At 43.3% G+C, this 16013-nt stretch carries 20 protein-coding genes and 1 tRNA gene; 19 read left to right on the top strand and 2 right to left on the bottom strand.

The genetic code is table 11. The annotated features are described in order from the left end of the window. Positions 1-25: 25 nt before the first annotated feature. From FHW88_RS16365 to FHW88_RS16305, 13 genes are all read left to right on the top strand, one after another. Positions 26-304, top strand: coding sequence for a DUF4134 domain-containing protein (locus FHW88_RS16365; protein WP_176627765.1), 279 nt, complete (start codon positions 26-28; stop codon positions 302-304). Beyond that, positions 301-636 carry a DUF4133 domain-containing protein gene (locus tag FHW88_RS16360; protein ID WP_176626915.1) on the top strand — a complete coding sequence of 112 codons (336 nt, stop codon included), beginning with the start codon at positions 301-303 and terminating at the stop codon, positions 634-636. Before FHW88_RS16365 ends, FHW88_RS16360 begins: the two co-directional genes overlap by 4 nt. Further along, positions 623-3088 (top strand): TraG family conjugative transposon ATPase, encoded by a 2466-nt coding sequence (locus tag FHW88_RS16355; protein ID WP_176626913.1) that lies wholly within the window; start codon positions 623-625, stop codon positions 3086-3088. The genes FHW88_RS16360 and FHW88_RS16355 overlap by 14 nt, the downstream gene beginning before the upstream one ends. Continuing rightward, positions 3085-3462, top strand: coding sequence for a hypothetical protein (locus FHW88_RS16350; protein ID WP_176626911.1), 378 nt, complete (start codon positions 3085-3087; stop codon positions 3460-3462). The genes FHW88_RS16355 and FHW88_RS16350 overlap by 4 nt, the downstream gene beginning before the upstream one ends. A gap of 86 nt (positions 3463-3548) precedes the next feature. After that, a complete protein-coding gene (locus FHW88_RS16345) occupies positions 3549-4262 on the top strand; it encodes a conjugal transfer protein TraI (RefSeq protein WP_176626909.1) in 714 nt (237 codons plus the stop codon). Further along, positions 4249-4896, top strand: a complete 648-nt coding sequence (locus tag FHW88_RS16340; protein ID WP_176626907.1) for a hypothetical protein — start codon at positions 4249-4251, stop codon at positions 4894-4896. Before FHW88_RS16345 ends, FHW88_RS16340 begins: the two co-directional genes overlap by 14 nt. A gap of 64 nt (positions 4897-4960) precedes the next feature. Continuing rightward, a complete protein-coding gene (locus tag FHW88_RS16335; protein WP_255485354.1) occupies positions 4961-5551 on the top strand; it encodes a TerB family tellurite resistance protein in 591 nt (196 codons plus the stop codon). A gap of 1 nt (position 5552) precedes the next feature. Next, positions 5553-6812 (top strand): conjugative transposon protein TraJ, encoded by a 1260-nt coding sequence (gene traJ / locus FHW88_RS16330; RefSeq protein ID WP_176626903.1) that lies wholly within the window; start codon positions 5553-5555, stop codon positions 6810-6812. Positions 6813-6851: 39 nt separating this feature from the next. After that, complete coding sequence (gene traK, locus FHW88_RS16325) at positions 6852-7469, top strand: conjugative transposon protein TraK (RefSeq protein WP_176626901.1); 618 nt, start codon at positions 6852-6854, stop codon at positions 7467-7469. A gap of 1 nt (position 7470) precedes the next feature. Continuing rightward, positions 7471-7686: a hypothetical protein gene (locus FHW88_RS16320; protein ID WP_176626899.1), complete on the top strand. Its 216-nt coding sequence runs from the start codon at positions 7471-7473 to the stop codon at positions 7684-7686. A gap of 20 nt (positions 7687-7706) precedes the next feature. Next, a complete protein-coding gene (traM, locus tag FHW88_RS16315; RefSeq protein WP_176626897.1) occupies positions 7707-8774 on the top strand; it encodes a conjugative transposon protein TraM in 1068 nt (355 codons plus the stop codon). Between the two features lies 1 nt (position 8775). Further along, the gene (locus tag FHW88_RS16310; protein ID WP_176626895.1) at positions 8776-10113 is read left to right on the top strand and encodes a hypothetical protein; all 1338 of its coding nucleotides are present in this window, start codon (positions 8776-8778) and stop codon (positions 10111-10113) included. Between the two features lie 59 nt (positions 10114-10172). Then, positions 10173-10349, top strand: coding sequence for a histone H1 (locus FHW88_RS16305; RefSeq protein WP_176626893.1), 177 nt, complete (start codon positions 10173-10175; stop codon positions 10347-10349). Between the two features lie 76 nt (positions 10350-10425). Here FHW88_RS16305 and FHW88_RS16300 read toward each other — a convergent pair whose 3' ends face one another. Then, on the bottom strand, positions 10426-11250 hold the full coding sequence (locus FHW88_RS16300) for a hypothetical protein (RefSeq protein ID WP_176626891.1): 825 nt from the start codon (positions 11248-11250) through the stop codon (positions 10426-10428). A gap of 864 nt (positions 11251-12114) precedes the next feature. Here FHW88_RS16300 and FHW88_RS16295 point away from each other — a divergent pair. The 5 genes from FHW88_RS16295 to FHW88_RS16280 all read left to right on the top strand — a co-directional run bounded on the left by FHW88_RS16295 (position 12115) and on the right by FHW88_RS16280 (position 15522). After that, positions 12115-12732, top strand: a complete 618-nt coding sequence (locus FHW88_RS16295) for a hypothetical protein (RefSeq protein WP_176626890.1) — start codon at positions 12115-12117, stop codon at positions 12730-12732. 80 nt (positions 12733-12812) lie between these two features. Next, positions 12813-12944 (top strand): hypothetical protein, encoded by a 132-nt coding sequence (locus tag FHW88_RS30190; protein ID WP_255485353.1) that lies wholly within the window; start codon positions 12813-12815, stop codon positions 12942-12944. Next, positions 12931-13413 carry a J domain-containing protein gene (locus FHW88_RS16290; protein WP_176626888.1) on the top strand — a complete coding sequence of 161 codons (483 nt, stop codon included), beginning with the start codon at positions 12931-12933 and terminating at the stop codon, positions 13411-13413. Before FHW88_RS30190 ends, FHW88_RS16290 begins: the two co-directional genes overlap by 14 nt. A 2-nt stretch (positions 13414-13415) precedes the next feature. Then, a complete protein-coding gene (locus tag FHW88_RS16285) occupies positions 13416-13847 on the top strand; it encodes a DUF6908 domain-containing protein (protein WP_176626886.1) in 432 nt (143 codons plus the stop codon). A gap of 127 nt (positions 13848-13974) precedes the next feature. Next, positions 13975-15522: a recombinase family protein gene (locus tag FHW88_RS16280; protein WP_176626885.1), complete on the top strand. Its 1548-nt coding sequence runs from the start codon at positions 13975-13977 to the stop codon at positions 15520-15522. On the opposite strand, the gene FHW88_RS16275 is transcribed toward FHW88_RS16280, so the two are convergent. Next, positions 15488-15560: transfer RNA gene (locus FHW88_RS16275), tRNA-Lys, on the bottom strand. The two genes, FHW88_RS16280 and FHW88_RS16275, sit on opposite strands and share 35 nt — an antisense overlap. Positions 15561-15828: 268 nt before the next feature. Here FHW88_RS16275 and FHW88_RS16270 point away from each other — a divergent pair. After that, positions 15829-16011: a hypothetical protein gene (locus FHW88_RS16270; protein WP_090525945.1), complete on the top strand. Its 183-nt coding sequence runs from the start codon at positions 15829-15831 to the stop codon at positions 16009-16011. Positions 16012-16013 lie beyond the last annotated feature (2 nt).

The raw sequence follows: 16013 nt of genomic DNA, 5'->3' as shown, positions 1-16013 counted from the left end.
GCGGATAGCATTCACCAAAACGCTGATGTTTTTAATGGGAATACTGACAGTCAACTTCTGTTTTGGACAGGATGGCGCGGCGGGTATCACCCAGGCAACCACAATGGTCAAAGGTTACTTTGATGCCGGATGCAACCTGATGTATGCCATCGGTGCGGTATTAGGCATTGTCGGTGCAATTAAAGTGTTCCGCAAATGGAACGAAGGTGAGCCGGATACCAACAAAGTTGCGGCTGCCTGGTTCGGCTCCTGCATCTTTCTGGTTGTAGTTGCAACTGTAATTAAATCATTCTTTGGGTTATGAGCAGTGTTTATCAGGTTAACAAAGGCATTAACAAGGCAATCGAATTTAAAGGTGTCAAAGCCCAGTATATCGGTTACTTAGCCGGAGGGCTGGTTGCATTATTGCTTCTTTACGCGATCCTTTATATCTGCGGTGTCAATATGTGGGTTTGCCTGATCCTGATAGCCGGCACGGGCACCGGTTTGGTAACGGGAGTATTCAGGTTAAGCCACAAATATGGTCAATACGGTTTAGCTAAACGAAATGCTAAAAGAAGCCTGCCGGTGTATGTGAAATTCCGCTCAAGAAAATTATTTATCCAATTAACACGAAAAAGTGATGGTAAACATTGAAGATATATTGCCGGTGTACAAGGTGGAAAATGATTCTATTCTTTCCCGCCAGGGCGACGTTACAATTGCCTTTAAGCTGGAATTGCCGGACATTTTTACCATGTCGGGCCAGGAATACGAAGCATTACACCACGCATGGATAAAGGCCATCAAGGTGCTACCACAACATTGCATCGTTCACAAACAGGATGTTTTTGTTCGTGCCGGTTATCACGGTAGTCTAAGCGATCAGCAAAACTTTTTAGCAGCGGCCAGCGAACATTATTTTGAAGGCCGTCCTTACCTGAAGCATACCTGCTATGTCATGTTGACCAAACAGCCAGGGAACCGAAAGGCAGCAAGCAGTGGTTATTCAGGCCTGATGCGGAAATCCCCAGTTCCAGCGCAGGCACTTAATGAAAACCTTTATCGCGATTTTACGGAAAAAGCCGGGGCTTTCGAACGGATTTTATCGGACAGTGGTTTGATATCATTGAAAAGGCTTATCAATGACGAACTGGCCGGAACTAAATCAAAAGCCGGCATCATTGAGCAGTATTGCTTTTTGCAGGCCGAAAACGAAAGGCCGTTGATCAAAGACGTGCACCTTAAAGATGAAATCCGTATCGGCAGCGAACATTGTCAGCTGTTTACACTCTCCGACGTAGAGGACTTGCCTTCACTTTGCGGCAGTCGTGTCAATTATGATAAGTACAGCACCGACCGCACAAAATTCAGTGTCGGTTTTGCATCCCCGCTGGGCCTGTTGCTGGACTGTAACCATATTTGCAACCAGTTCATTTTTATTGGCGATGCTCAAAAAACGATCAAATCGTTGGAAAAAAAAAGGCTACGCCTACAATCGCTATCGGCTTACAGCCGGGAAAATGCTATAGCCCGTGACGCCACCAGTGATTTTTTAGACGAAGCAATAGCCGAACAGCGGTTACCTGTCAAAGCTCACTTCAATGTAATGACCTGGACTAACCATGCTGATAGTATCCAGGAGATCAGGAACAAAGTCGGGTCGGCTATGGCGCAGATGGATGCAGCTGGTAAGCAGGAAACGGACGGCGCACCACAGATCTGGTGGGCCGGTTTGCCGGGCAACGCTGCGGACTTTCCGATGAATGACACCTTCGATACTTTTTTGGAGCAGGCCACCTGCTTCTTAAACCTCGAAAGCAATTACCGCAGTTCACGGAATGGCGCAGGCATTCGGCTCGGTGACAGGTTATCAGGCAGGCCTGTACGGGCGGATATCTCCGACGAACCTATGCAGAAAGGCTACATCACTAACCGCAACAAGATGATATTAGGCCCATCCGGTTCAGGTAAATCCTTTTTTACCAATCACATGGTCAACAGTTACTATGAACAGGGTGCGCATATTGTTTTGGTGGATGTTGGCCATAGTTATAAAGGCCTTTGTGATCTGGTCGGCGGTTACTATTTCACCTACGAAGAAAACAATCCGATCAAGTTCAATCCATTTTACATCGCTAAAGGCGAAGTGCTGGACATTGAAAAAAAGGAAAGCCTGAAAACTTTGTTGCTGGCACTCTGGAAGAAGGAAAACGAGCATTTTGCCAGGTCTGAATATGTGGCTATTTCCAATGCCGTCACACTTTACTACCAGCATCTCGCGAAAGACCCTGCTGTTTTTCCTTGCTTCAACTCATTCTACGATTTTTTAATGAACGAATATTTAGTGGTTCTGGAAAACGGAAAAGTCAAGGAAAAGGATTTTGACATCGGGAACCTGCTTTACGTGCTGAATCCTTACTACAAAGGAGGCGAATTCGATTACCTGCTGAACGCTACAGAAAACCTCGACCTGCTGAATGAACGCTTTATTGTGTTCGAACTGGACAATATCAAGTCGCACGAGATTTTGTTCCCGATAGTTACGATCATCATCATGGAGGTATTTATTTCCAAAATGCGGAAGCTTCCTAAAAATGTTCGTAAGCTGATTTTGATAGAGGAAGCGTGGAAGGCGATTGCCAAAGACGGCATGGCGGAATACATTAAATATCTTTTTAAAACTGTCCGTAAATTTTTTGGTGAGGCCATCGTGGTAACACAAGAGGTTGAGGATATCTTAAGCAGCCCGGTCATTAAGCAGGCCATCGTGAATAACAGTGACTGCAAGATCCTGTTAGATCAAAGCAAGTATCAGAATAAGTTCGACGATGTACAGGAACTATTGGGTTTGACCGAAAAGGAAAAAGCGCTCATCCTGTCAATGAACAAGGCCAATGACCCTGCTTACAAATACAAGGAAGTATTTATCAGTCTTGGCGGGCAAAGTTCGAAAGTGTACCGGACGGAGGTTTCGCCCGAGGAATATTACGCCTACACCACGGAATCATCAGAAAAAGCACAGGTACTGGAGTTTGCCGGACAGTACGGGAGCATGGAAAAAGGGATCGCGGCATTAGTTGAATCAAAAATTAAATCGAAGCAATGAAAAAGTTCATTTATCCATTGGCGATTGCAGTCCTGGGATTAGCTGCTTGCCAGAGTGAAACCACCAGGGTTAAAGATTTTATTCCGGGCAAATATGTCAATGAAGCGCAAAGCGAATACAGCGTAGCCAACGATACCCTCATTATCGAACCGGCGAAAAATACCGAAAGTATTTACGCGATAACCCGCAATACCGGTTACAGGCGAATAACTGAAGGCAAACTTCAGGGCCTTCAGCACCAGGTAAAACACTGGACAGGCGAATGGGATGACCAAAAACAAACGATGCAGGTCATCCAAACCGGTAAAGTGCTGTTTTTTAACCCGGAAAAAGGCACCCTGCTAAACGGAAACAGCGAATACAGGAAGCTTTAACCCCTGAATCCGAACCGGAAAGTCCGGAAATAATCAATCAATTTATTAATCAACTGTGCCCCCTTACGGGGGTAAGGGGGCCTTTTATGCAAAATTCAAAAGATAGCGATATGAACGCCTTAAAAAAATACATGGTGATCCTGCCGATATCGGCCATTACCGTCTTTGTCGCGATCCCAAAAGGGGCCGATGCGCAAACCGTGGTCGGATCCGTGATTTCATCAACGGTCGGCCGGGTGATCCGCGCCATTGACCTGAAGATTCAAAGCATGCAGAACAAGACGATCTGGCTCCAAAATGCACAGAAAGCGCTTGAAAACCAATTGTCCAAACTGAAACTAACGGAAATATCCGACTGGTCATCAAAACAAAAAGACCTGTTCAGCCAGTACTACCAGGAATTGTGGGATATCAAATCAGCCATAGCGTATTATTCAAAAATCGGGGAACTCACTCAAAAACAGGTAGCGTTGGTCAACGCCTATACGCACAGTTGGAACCTGCTGAAAGAGGACACGCATTTTACAAGTGATGAGCTTGCGTACATGACCAAAGTCTATTCAGGAATTCTTGAAGTCAGTGTAAACGACCTCGATCAGATATTGGATGTTATTCATTCCGGCAAAACTCAAATGCCTGACGCGGCGCGCCTGGAGCTCATCAATAGGACGGCCGATCACATGGACGCCAATTACAACGACTTGCAACAGTTCAATAACCAAAATGCCATCCTGAGCCTTCATCGGGCAAAAGATGAAAACGAAGTAGCAACCTTGAAAAAGTATTATGGGATCGATTAACGTAAGACTATTCTTGATCTGCTTCGTGCTTTGTGTTTGCGATTTGAAAAGCGTCAAAGCGCAGAGCTGGGATGAATGGTTCCATCAGAAGAAAACGCAGATCAAATACCTGGAACAGCAAATCGCAGCTTTAAAAGCAGAAGAAATCTCGCTAAGGCAGGGCTATGACATGCTGAAAAGCGAATGGAATACCATCGCGAATTTCAAGGGAGCTGAATTTAACCTGCACCAGGATTTTTACAATTCTCTTTCGGCGGTTAATCCCGTGATCAGGAATGAAGTTAACCTTTCGGCGGTACAAGCCCGGCTGCAAAGCATTGTCAACCAGTTTAACGCAGTTGATCACCTGGCTGGCTTGACCGAAACTGAACAAACTTATATCAGCCGTGTCCGTGAAAACCTCGTCGAGCAGTGCCATCTTGACCTTAACGATCTGCAAACCGTGCTTACGACCGGTGGATTGCAGATGTCAGATGACGAACGCATCAAACGGATAAACGAAATCAGTGCTGCAATCAATGACAAATATGTTTTTGCCTGCTCATTCACTAACCGCGTCAGGTTGCTTTCAGCCCAAAGAAACCGGGACAAGTCAAATACGCAAACGCTAAGGAGGTATTATGAAATTAATTAAAGTCCTAACAACAGCTCTGCGCAAGGCGGGGATAGCAATATTGCTTTGCTTTGGCCTTTGCACGATGTCTTTTAAGTATTCAGAAGCACAAACATCAACAGCGCAGGATACGCAGCAATTGATATTGGATATAGAAAAACTAACGCAGTTCAAGGCGATACTATCCGATATGCAAACCGGCTATACGATCCTTACACAAGGGTACGGTGCGGTTAAAAACATTTCGGAAGGCAACTTCAATCTGCATTCGGTATTCCTAAACAGTTTGATGGCAGTAAGCCCGCAGGTTAAAAAATACGGCCGGGTTGCTGACATCATTGCAGACCAGGCCAGTATCGTTTCCGAATATAAGGCTGCGTGGAAGCAAGCGAGCAAGGGTGGACATTTCAATCCGCAGGAACTTTCCTACATCAGTAACGTTTTTCAGCACCTGTTAAGCGGGAGTATAGATAACCTGACCAACCTGGCCAACATTGTCACAGCTGGTGCATTGCGGATGAGCGATGCGGATCGCTTAGGCGCTATCGACCATATCTATACAGACACACAGCAGAAATTGGTATTCCTGCGGCATTTCAACAGCCAGGTAGCTGTCCTTTCGGTACAGCGGCAAAAGGCAACGGATGAAATACAAACTTTCAAAAATCTTTATTAGCATGAAATCAAAAATCATTTTTAGCCTGATGGCCCTGCTTTTCCTGGTCGGGGTTCCGCACCTTTCAAAAGCAGACGGGATCGCGGACGACCTGAAAGGCATGCAGCCGGTATTGGATAACGTGTATAGCCAGATGCTGCCGCTTTGCAGCCAGCTTATCGGAACAGCACGTGGTATTGCCGGTTTTGCTGCCTTGTGGTTTATCGCATTGAGAATATGGCGGCAGATCGCAGCTGCCGAAGCCATCGACTTTTATCCCTTATTGCGGCCTTTCGCTCTGGGAATGGCCATCCTGCTTTTTCCGGCGGTGATCGCTTTAATGAATGGCGTATTACAACCGGTCGTCTCGGCGACTGCAAGCATGGTGCAAAGCAGCAACACGGCAATAGCACAGCTGATCAGGCAAAAGGAACTGGCTGTCAAAAGTTCTGATGCATACCAAATGTACGAAGGTGTTGATGGTAACGGCGACCAGGACAAGTGGTATAAATACACTCATCCGGATGATCCCAACGGTGATAGCGAGGGTGTGTTCGACGGTATCGGCAATGACATAAAATTTTGGGCAGCAAAACAATCGTATGCGTTCCGCAACAGTATCAAACAATGGCTGTCCGAGGTATTGGAAGTCGTTTATTCCGCAGCCTCACTTTGCATTAACACTGTCCGAACATTTTTCCTGGTGGTACTGGCCATACTTGGGCCTTTAGTATTCGGCCTGTCCGTATTCGATGGTTTTCAGCATAGCCTGCATCAATGGTTAGCCCGGTATATCAATATTTTTCTCTGGCTGCCGATTGCCAATATTTTTGGAGCGATCATCGGCAAGGTGCAGGAAAATATGCTGAAGCTGGACATATCGCAGATACAAAACCAGGGCGATACTTTCTTTTCGAGCACCGACACGGCATACCTCGTGTTTTTGCTGATCGGTATCCTTGGTTATTTCTCCGTACCTACCGTCGCCAATTTCATTGTCCATGCGCACGGCCAAAATGGGATGCTGCAAAGAGTAAACTCTTTGGCAGCGGGCGGAATCAGCACCGTTACAAGCGTCGGCACAAGCGTAGCTGCAACTTCGGGCCAAATTGCCGCATCGACCGCAGGCGCTGCTGCCAGCATTGCTCCGCAGGCGGCTTCAAGAGCAGGAAGAGGGGCATATAATATATTGACTGCACCCATGAACTATTGGCGGGGCTATCACAGCGCAGGCTCAGGAGGCAGCGATCACCAAAAAGACCGGCTATCCGGGAAAAGTTAACTGATCCAATACAATTCTTATCCTAAAGAAGTAAAATTTATGTTTAAACAACTCAAAAACATCGATACGGTTGCAAGGCTTCAAAGGCTGTTTAACATTGTTTTGATGCTGGTCACCGCTGTTGTATTATGCTTCGGCATTTACAAAAGCTATGACTTCGCAGACAAAGCGCAAAATAAAGTACATATCCTGTATAACGGAAAAGTGCTGGCAGCTTTCACATCCGACCGGAAGACCAATCTGCCGGTAGAACTGCGCGATCACATCAAAACTTTCCACGAAGATTTCTTTACGCTGGCACCGGATGACGGGCAGATTGATACTTCAATCAGGAAGGCTTTATACCTGTCCGACAATTCAGCAAAGCGGGTATATGACAACCTGAAAGAAGCGAACTATTTCAACAACCTGATTTCCGGGAACATCAATCAGCAAATCACGGTCGACAGCATCCGCCTCGATATGAACGCTTATCCCTGGGCTTTTACGTGCTTCGCAACCGAAAAACTGATCCGTGCTACCAGTACCGTAACGCGGAGGCTCGTCACTACCGGTAAGGTCAGTGACCTGAAAACCGAGACGGATAGGAACCCGCACGGCTTTTTAATCCAGGCATGGGAAATTCTGGAAAACAACGATATCCCTCAAAGCAAATGATATGAGGCTACGTAAATCAAAACCAAAATACGCAAGGCAAAATCGGCTTAAAATACGGTTTGAACAGCAACTCGTCCGTATCCAGTGCCAAATCTCGGATAACCTTAACCGGCGAACACAGCATTGGAACCGGGCGTCCAAAATACTGATGCTGGCCGCGATTTGCCTGCTATTCGGCGGCGCGAGTTTATTGCTCCTGCTGCGCGCATGGTATTAATCATTAAAACATTAAAATAGATGAAACAACAAACTGAAGAACAGAAAGCAAGGCTGCGCAAATTCTTATTAGTGCTGCCGCTAATCATCGTTTTTTGCGCGGCGCTGATATTTACAGTGCTGGGCGGCGGTAAAGGTAAACCTAACGACCTGGCCAATACTAATCAAGGGATCAATACCCACCTGCCGGATGCAAAATTCGGAAAAGACCAGCCACAAGATAAGTTGAGTTTATACGATCAGGCAGCGAAAGATTCTGTAAAAATAAAAAGCAATGCGAATAACCCATTATTCAGCCTCAACGGAAACAGCTTCGAAAAACATCCGGCGTTTGGAGGCTCGGCCGATGCCAGTGCTGCTAAGATAAATCAAAAGCTATCGGAAATCGGGCATGTAATTAATGCTCCGGTGCCTGAAACTAAACCGTTACCTCCGCCGGTAAACTACAATCAACCTACACCGGAAACTGAAAAGCTGGAAAAAATGCTTGCCGCTATTAATAGCAAAGATGCTGAGGATCCGGAGTTGAAGCAGTTAAATGCGATGCTTGATAAAATAGCAGCCATACAATCGCCGCCAAAAACGGATGTTGCGCCGAATGCTCCAACGCAAACCAAAGCCGACAGCACTTTTGCAGCAATACCGGCCGTAATTGAAGGCAATCAAAAAGTAGCACAGGGCGGTGTGGTACGGTTACGGGTCGTGGATAGCATCATCATCAAAAATGTAATAATACCAAAGGGGCAATTGCTTTTCGGCTCGTGTAACATTACCAACCAGCGCTTATTGCTTGACATCAAAAATATACGGCTCGGAACGTCTATCATCCCAGTTTCGTTTTCCGTGTATTCGCTGGACGGACTACCCGGCATCGACACTCCCGAAGCAGAACTCGCCGAAGCAGGTGGCATGGGTACAGCCAACGCGGTTCAAAGCATGGATCTTCTGCCGATGGATCAATCGCTTGGCGTTCAGGCCGCCAGCGCCGGCATCAACGCCGCCAAAACACTGATCAGCAAAAAGGTCAAAAAGGTTAAAGTCAAGCTGCATGGGGGCCAACAAGTATTGCTCAGGATAAACAAAATTTGATATGGGCTTACTTGAAACAGACCATGCCGAAACAATCATAGCCAAAGTCGAGACTGCAAAAGCAAATGGCGCTCAATACATTGTGCTGGAAACACGGCCAATGGATGCTCAGTTACACGCTAACGATATCAAGATTTTTACGACACTGGATGATGCACTGGATTATTTAGATGAAAAAGAAGATCTGGGACATGTTCCGGGCTTTGGTAATGATGAACATCCATTATACTATCAGCGGATCGATAACTTTCTCGCTGATATCAGAACAGCTAACCCAGCCGCAACTTTAAGCCTGGCAATTGACAAGGGCATCATAAACGATAACCAATCAAATAATAAAGCAATGAATTTAAACAATCTGCAAGATCTCAAAAAAGAGGTTGCCGCCTTGGGCTTCAGCCCTAAAACAGCAGAGGAACTGGAGAAGAATATGCGGCAACTGCCACAGCATTTTACCGTTAAGGATCACTTGCCCGGCGACAGGGGTCAGGTCGACCTGACTTTGCATTTTCACAAATCGGGTGTTTCCGACATCTACAGCTTTGGGAAATTCGAGGCCACCGCCGGGAAGGTGCCGCCATCTGCTCCAAACCAGTCCTATATGGTACTATCCGAAAACAAGGATAACAAGGAAAAACCCCTGGTTAAATCGTTCGATAGTCCGAATGAGGCCATTGAATTTTTTAAGAAGCATAAAGGAACAAGTGAATTAAGTATTGGCGAAAGCCCGGAAAGCAGGCTGTTGCTGGCCAGCAAAGAAAACGGGAAGGTAAATTTCGTGCATGACGATTTTCGCGGCGCTTATTTCAGTCCTGCTATCAAGCAGACCTTTTATGTGAAAGAAGGTGCCGGTTATTCGGCGACCCAGGCAGCGAATATGGTACAGGGACGTACAGTTCATCGTGACGATCTGATCAATCCAAGGAATGGCGAGGGTTACAAAGCCTGGATCAAGCTGGATTTTGAGCAAAAGAAAGATGACTGGGGAAACTTCAAACTGAAACAAATGAACGATCCGGCATTTGGTTTCGATCTGGAGAAAACGCTGAAAGGCTTCAAGATAAAAGAACTTTCCGATCCAGCACAAAAGGAAGGGATAATGTCAGCTATGAAAAACGGCGACCGCGTGGCGGTCACTGCTACCAACCGTGAAGGAAAGGAAGTGAGCCTGATGGCTGAAGCCGCGCCGCAGTACAAAACGCTTGATTTCTATTCTGAAAAGGGAACCAGGGAAAAACGTGAACTCTACAAACAGCCGGAGAAAACGCAATCCGAAAGTAAAAGCCAGGCCAAAGACAAGGAAAAAGAACTGGACGAAAGCCGTTCTGTAAAAATTTAAAGGGGATAACCCTTCTAACTTTTAATCAATTTATTATTCAACCAATAAAATTTAAGACCATGAAAAAATTCCAGGAATTGAAAGAATTAGTAAGCACTATTGAACAGGACGCCGTAAAGTTTTATGAGAAAGGCAATAAGGCAGCCGGTACGCGCCTGCGCAACGGGTTGCAGCAGATCAAGGTTTTAGCTACCGATGTACGAAAAGAGGTTATTGAGCTGAAACGAAGTAAATAAAAATCTTATCTTTCCGTCTGTTCAAGGTCGCCCGGAAAAGGGCGGCCTTTTTTTCGAAGCAAATATCTATCAAAAATTAATCAGAGCCGACCGACATTTCTACGATTGTTGCCATTGAATAAGCCGTTACCAAATTGTCTTTAGTGCAATAAAAGAAAACGAAGCTCTTACATTTCCCAATATAGTAGTACTCATTATCTGATGCTATGATATTGTTACCAATTTTAATAGAATAAGTTCTATGTGAGTTTGTTTGCACGACAGCGTTATATTTGAAAATACCGTTGAACAATCCTGAAGTTATTAAGAAAATTGAAAAGGTTACCAATATTTGAAGTGTACGCTCTTTATTTATTCGGAAATATAAAAATGTAGTTGCCACGATGACCGTTATGTAACTAATCAAATAGAGATGAAACATGTTTAAATAAAGAAATTTCGTGAGCGCTGATTCTGAATTAGGATTTTCAACATCATTATACAATTTGTGTAATATGATAATTGAAAGTATAGTAATGCCTATAATCATTGCTAATAAAACAGTGGAAGCATTTCTAAATTTTCGTTTTTGACTGATTATCTTCAGTTTTAATTCATCACTCTTGATGGGTAACGTGTAGAGAGTTCGCTCCGGAAATTTAAAGTTATTAAGGTGTGCAATTTTATTTGCATAGTAAACCGCAACAACCCAACCGAATAATAGATAAAATGTAGCGGTAAATAAATCGAATATAGTCTGAGGAAGAAGTTCTGTAATCTCTAAAAAAGAAAAAATATCTAAATTGAAATTATAATAGTACATAAATTGCTTTGCGGCACCGTTCAAAAGCACCATTAAGCTTATAACCGGTATCAAAGCAATTAATCGGCTACTTAATTTAGAGTCGGAATTTTCAGGCATTTATTTGTTTATTAAGTAATTTGTCACGAACATAATATTTATTTCGATTTACCTAATCGCCGGTCTTATACTCCGATTAATTAGAAATACAGCATTATTTCTCGGGTATTACCAGTTTTCGATTATATCATCTCACTCTTCGTTTTAGGCTGTACATCCATTATCAATTTTTTATCCTTTTAAATTCATTGAAATTTCGACTCTATGGCTAATAAGTCCATAACTAAGGTCAGCATCAAAATAACTAAATAAAAGTGTTATCGTCTACTTTGTTAAAGGTCAAGATTTGCTTCACAAATCAAAATAACTACTTGAAAAATAACGTCATATCAATTTTAATTCAAGACTTTTGACGGGTCTCCTGTCTTCGGGTGGCTTTTTTATTGCTTTTTAAAGTGATACAAGCCAGCGGTGCAGCCGCTTCATTCCGCTTCTCCATTCAGCCGCTTCCCGCGTCCGGTACATGCTCCGCCCGTACTTTCTTTTCGGCTTCGCTTATTTAGGCGCATAAAAAGCGCTTCCTCGACCTTTTATTAAACAAATTTCTGATAAGCCGCCCACACAGCAAGCCCGAGCCTACGGTTTTGGAAAAAAAATCTTCCTCTCATTTTTTTTATCGGATGCCGCTATCGCGGCGGGTGTTGGAGAGCGTATTTTTTTTCCAAAAGGCTTGCCTTAGTGACCGGCTTTTACAGGTGAGGTGCTTAATAAAAAGCGAGAGCGAGCGCATGCGAGCATCTCCTAAAAAATGGAAAAAAAGCACCCGGAAATGAAAAACTTAAAAAGCAGAGCACCACCCCAAAAGACAAGCACCGCTGACCTGTCACATAAAATTATTATCAGTAAATAAAAAAATTAGAGATCATGAAAACTACAGTAATAGAAAACCAAAGCGCAAAAAACAATAAATCAGCTAAAAACAACAACCGCCCGAATATCACAGGCAAGGAGGCCAAAAATGAAACAAACAACGATGAAGGTAAAAATGCCGGTTCGGAAAATGAACCTGCACCGCAAACAGGTAATACCGAAGTTAAGGCGGGTGATCCCGCTACAGTGGATAACCAACCCGCTAACGTTGCAGGAACAACCGAAGCCGGACAAATAAAACCGGAGGACCAAAACCACCCGCAGGGTGAGCCGACCAAAAGGGAGCTCAAAGAACTATTTAGCCTGAAGCCCTTTTTCAACCTTGATGCAACCGTTAAGCTGGTCGGTGACCTAAGCAAGAAGATAGCGCAACGGGACAGGCTTAAAGGCACTATCGACAACCTCGAAACTTTTACTATTCAAGCTAATGAGGATGGCGATGTAACAGGCAATAATAAGTTTTACCGCTGTGAACTGATTATACGTGATGACAACGGCAATGAGTTCGTAACCAAAAACGCCTATATCATTGACCACGTGAGCCAGTACGTGAATAGCCTATGCGTGGAAAAACTGGCAGAGATCGAAGCCGAGATCATAATTCCTGCATAAATCTATAAATGGGCGATGCCCTATGTACCATAATACATAGGGCATCTTGCTTAGATGGAATCACTTTAATAGCTGCAACAATGATAGAATTATTCATCGAATTGACCAACCAAATATTTTGGCCGGGCTATGCGCAGGATTTAGCAACTGCGAATCCTGCTTTATTCCATTTTGAATACAACGAGTTTTTAAATGCCTATGAAATGGTTTAATGACTGTGCAACCCTTGACGAGGTTAAGGCGCAATACAAGAAACTGGCCAAGCAATTTCATCCGGATTTAGGAGGCGATACCGCCACCATGCAGGAAATCAATAAAGAATATGTATTTGCAAGTGCGAAGGCCATCAAAGGTGAAAAGCTTTCCGCTGAAGAAACAGAAAACGAAATCCTTTCGTCTGAAGCCTACCGCAAAGCCATCGAGCAAATTATACGCCTCGACGGCATCAGCATTGAATTAGTAGGATACTGGATTTGGGTAACCGGAAATACCTTCCTGGTAAGGGCGACTTTAAAAGGTGCGGGTTTCTTTTTTGCATCTAAAAAACAGGCCTGGTATTTCAGGACGGCGGAATACAAGGTCAGCCAAAGCAGCGGCAAATCTTTGGACGAGATACGCACCAAGTACGGGAGCGAACTATTAAATGAATACAGGCCAAAACAACATCACTTAAAAAGATAATTATGAGAACCTTAAATAAAGAAAGTACCGAAATGTTTTGCTTGCTGATTGAGAAACTTAACGGCAAGCAGCATCTCAAAATTGAGAACGAGCCATTTATGCCTTTAGTAATTGAAAAGATTGGCGAAGCCTATGACGGCGAAGCTTTGCTTTTTAGCCTTTGTCATTATTACAAGCAAAACGGTGATCTGATGCAAGACCCCGAGGTTTGTTTTGTCTTCATTGATGGAAGAACAGGCGACAGTTCAGGTTACGAGCATGTACAAATTATTCCATATTCCTTTGAGCAAGCAAACCTTGGAATTTATCAGGTAAGTATAACGTTCTACTGCGGAGTTGTAGAACATTGCGACGAACAGATGCAAAATGATCACACAGTGTTTGCCGAGGGATGGCTAAAAAACATATTAGCACAAGGTTTTATACAAGCATAAGCTTTAAATAGCCCCGTTCAACAGGGGCTATTTTAGAACAAAAATTTCTAAAAAATGCCCAATGAGGCTTTTTTAGGCTGATTTAGGGTTAAACAAATTGATAAATTGAGCAACAATAGATTACAAGATGAACAAGGCAATATTATACGTTCGGGTAAGTACTGATGAACAAGCAGAGAAGGGATATTCCCAACGCAATCAGGAGGAAGTGTTGCGCCGGTATTGTGAAATCAAATCAATTCAGGTCAACGGTGTTTATTACGAAGATTTTTCAGCCAAAACATTTAACAGGCCTGTTTGGACAAAACTATTATCAGATTTACGCAAGGACAAAGGAATGGCTAATCTTATCTTATTTACCAAATGGGATCGTTTCAGTAGAAACACAGGAGATGCTTATTTTATGATAAATCAGCTTAATCGGAGCGGCGTCGAGCCACAGGCGATAGAGCAACCATTAGATCTAACAATTCCTGAAAATAAGATGATGCTTGCGTTTTATCTGGCCGTACCGGAAGTTGAGAATGACAGGCGTTCGTTGAATGTTTTTCATGGTATGCGCAGGGCAAAAAAAGAAGGACGTTGGATGGCGACAGCGCCATACGGCTACATCAATAAAATAAACGAGGCCGGCAAGAAATACATCGCACCATACGAACCTAATGCTACCGCCATAAAAAGAGCTTTTGAAGAACTTGCTAAGGGCCGATATACCATTATGCAGGTTTATGAAATGGCGAAGGATAAAGGCCTTAAATGCTCTTATAAAAACTTTTGGAGACATATTCGAAACCCATTTTATTTTGGAAAAGTCCTTATTCCAAAATACAAAGATGAAGATGAACATCTTGTGGATGGGTTACACGAGCCGTTGATCAGTGAGGCAACATTTTATGAGGCACAGGATTTTCTTGATGGAAAGAAGAAATTGAAAGGAACTAAAATTGTTTCTTTAGAAATGCTTCCACTAAGGGGATTTATAGATTGTCCTTTATGTAACCGAAAACTCACCGGGAGCGCATCAAAGGGCAGTCGATCATATTTTTACTACTATCATTGTACCGCAGGTTGTAAGTGTAGATTTCGAGCGGATTTGGCTAATGATTTTTTTGAGAAGGATATTGCAAAGATTTCTATTAAAGAAAGCTATCAAGACTTTTATTTTGAATGTATCAGTAAAGCCTATCGGTTGAGCGTAAATAATGGCGATGATAGCCAAAGGAGCATTATTGGTCAAATAAAGGTATTGAACGAGAAGATAGATCGTGCGAGGGAGCTACTCATTTCGGGAGAATTTACAGGGAGCGATTTCCAGGCAATCAAATTAAAATGTGAGAAGGACATCACATCGCTGGAAAGCAAGCTTCCCGATATTGCACAGAATTCAAGATTGGTCGAGAATCACCTTAAAAGAGGTTTATTGAACGCCAAAGATTTGATACTCAAATATAAAGAAGGTGATATAGCTATGAAAAGACGTATCATTAGTTCGATCCATCCTGAAAATTTGCGTTTTGACGGAGCACAACATCGAACTAATCGCCTCAATGAATTTGTAGGATGTATTTTGCTTATTGACAGTAAGTTAGGAGAGAGAAAAAACTGGACAAGTGCCGAATTATCGGACTTGTCCAGTAGGGTGACCCCGGAGAGATTCGAACTCTCGACCCAATGATTAAGAGTCATTTGCTCTACCAGCTGAGCTACGGAGTCATATGTGCCAGCTTTTGCTGGGTTGCAAATATGCAAATTATTTTCTTTTTCAGCAGGCGGAATTACTCATGGTTATTAATTATTTTAATCTGCTTATTGTAAAATTAAAGGTTGGAGTAATAACCCGCTTTCATCTTCCTGGTGTTCATTTTATTCCCGGCTCGGCCAAAAAAAAGTTAATTATAGCAACTTCATAACAAAATGTTAATTTTTTTGTTGGAATTTTAACAAAAGCTGCTTAAATTGTAAAACTTAATATCTATCTCTCATGAAAAAAAGAAAATTACTCAAAATTAACAAGCTGCTGTATGAAAGCGTTGTTAAAGATTTCATTGCCCAAAACGGCTTAAATGTTCAATATTCGTATACTAAAGATCATTTTTACTTGTTTAGCGACGAATCTACTATTAATCAGCTCGAAACGCAGGCCACCGGGTTTAACTTATTATAGTT

The organism is Mucilaginibacter sp. SG538B, from assembly GCF_013376065.1.
Taxonomy (GTDB): Bacteria; Bacteroidota; Bacteroidia; order Sphingobacteriales; family Sphingobacteriaceae; genus Mucilaginibacter; species Mucilaginibacter rubeus.
Note: the sequence above shows the minus strand (reverse complement) of the source record. Positions and strands in the feature narration are given on the sequence as shown.